We start from the raw sequence: 1,881 nt of genomic DNA, 5'->3' as shown, positions 1-1,881 counted from the left end.
GTGATCCGCAGGCCCAGCCGTCCAGCGCAGCGGTCAGCCGCAACGAGGCGCTCCCGGCGCACGTCCAGCAGGTGCTGCTGCGCAGTTCGGGTGTGGACTTGTACGTCTGATTCCCAAATCAAAACAGCGAGATACCGCCGTTACCCTGGTCTTATCGCGCCATGGGCGGAGCAGGGCGATGGTCATACTTGAGCCCTGCCTAACCGTTTTCCTTCATCCCATGGTTCCAGCCAATGACCACCACCCGCAAAACCCCCTGGCTCTTGATTCTGCTGCTGGCGCTGGTCGTCGTTGCAGCCAGTTCCGGTGGCACCTACTTCTACCTCAGCCAACAGGCTGCGGCCGGTGAGACGGCGAAGGTCGAGCCCGCCCCGCAACTCCCCCAGGCGCCACGGTTGGTCACCATCGCACCGATGACGGTCAACCTGGTGAACGAACGTGATGAGCAAAGCCTGCTGTATGTAGGCTTTGCCCTGGAAGTGGCGGATGACGCGACCCAGGCGCTGCTGCAGCAATACATGCCGCAAGTACGCAGCCAGTTGTTGACCCTGTTGAGCGGGCAGAACAGCACACAGGTGATCACCCCCCAGGGCAAGGCAGCGCTCGCCGACAAGGTCCTGGAAACCCTCAAGCAGCCGCTGGCGCCGCAGCAACCTGCACCTGCGGTGCTGCGGGTGCTGTACACCGACTTTATCGTGCAATAACCATGGCCATTGACGATTTGCTCTCACAGGACGAGATCGACATGTTGCTGCGCGGGGGCGACGACAGCGACGCTCCAGCGGATGACGCCGACACCCTGGACGCCGCGCGGGTGCGCCCTTATGACCCGGCGACCCAGCACCGGGTGATCCATGAGCGCTTGCACGCCCTGGACATCATCAACGAGCGCTTCGCCCGTTACTTCCGTATGAGCCTGTTCAACCTGATCCGGCGCAGCATCGATATCACCGTCAAAAGCGTGCGCTACCAGAGCTACAGCGATTTTTCGATGCACATGCCGATGCCCACCAACATCAACCTGTTGGCCATGAAACCGCTGCGCGGCACGGCCCTGGTGGTGTTCCCGCCCAGCGTGGTGTTCATGGTGGTGGACAACCTGTTTGGCGGCGACGGGCGTTTCGTGACCAAGTCCGAAGGCCGTGAGTTCACCCACACCGAGCAGCGCATCATCCGGCGTTTGCTGGGCTTGTCAGTGGACGCCTACAAGGACGCCTGGAAGTCGGTCTACCCGCTGGAAATCGAATACCTGCGTTCCGAGATGCAGGCCAAGTTTGCCAACATCACCAGTTCACCGAATGAAATCGTGGTGAATGCCACCTTCCACCTGGAGGTCGGCAACCTGTCCAGCGATTTCAACATCGTGATCCCGTACCTGATGATCGAGCCGATGCGCCAACTGCTCAACGGCCCGCTGACGGATACCAATCCCGAGGAAGAGCGCCACTGGAACAAGCGCATGGCCGGTGAGATCACCCATTCCGAGATTGAGCTGATCGCCGACTTTGTCGAACTGGATGCGCGGATGGGACAGGTCATGGCGCTCAAGGTCGGCGATGTGCTGCCTATCGAGCTGCCCGAGATCATCAGTGCGCGGGTCGATGGCGTGCCGGTCATGACGTGCGAATACGGCAGCCAGAACGGCGTGCGCGCGTTACTTGTGAAGGACCTGGTCGATCACTCCCTGAGCCTTTCCTCTTCTTCTACCAGCCGATTCGTGAAGGGCCACGTGTCCACTGCCAAGGAATCCGATCATGACTGATTCAAACACCGTCGAGCCCCAAGAGCCCGATGAATGGGCCGACGCCCTCGCCGAACAGGCCGCCGAAGCCGCTGACGACGACCCGTGGGCGGCCGCCTTGGCCGAACAGGAGCAAGTCG

General features: G+C 61.4%; 2 protein-coding genes. Both read left to right on the top strand.

The features are described 5' to 3' along the window. The first annotated feature begins 233 nt into the window (after positions 1-233). Positions 234-704: a flagellar basal body-associated protein FliL gene (gene fliL / locus L9Z73_RS29950; protein ID WP_247408547.1), complete on the top strand. Its 471-nt coding sequence runs from the start codon at positions 234-236 to the stop codon at positions 702-704. A gap of 2 nt (positions 705-706) precedes the next feature. Then, positions 707-1,762, top strand: coding sequence for a flagellar motor switch protein FliM (gene fliM, locus L9Z73_RS29945; protein ID WP_247408545.1), 1,056 nt, complete (start codon positions 707-709; stop codon positions 1,760-1,762). Positions 1,763-1,881: the final 119 nt, after the last annotated feature.

Origin of the sequence: Pseudomonas emilianonis (assembly GCF_023072625.1) — a bacterium.
Taxonomy (GTDB): Bacteria; Pseudomonadota; Gammaproteobacteria; order Pseudomonadales; family Pseudomonadaceae; genus Aquipseudomonas; species Aquipseudomonas paraveronii.
This window is presented reverse-complemented; position numbering and strand designations above follow the sequence as displayed.

What these genes read in the sequence shown, in the direction of transcription:
- fliL (WP_247408547.1), top strand. Translation starts at nt 234, where the DNA reads ATGACCACCACCCGCAAAACCCCCTGGCTCTTGATTCTGCTGCTGGCG.
- fliM (WP_247408545.1), top strand. Translation starts at nt 707, where the DNA reads ATGGCCATTGACGATTTGCTCTCACAGGACGAGATCGACATGTTGCTG.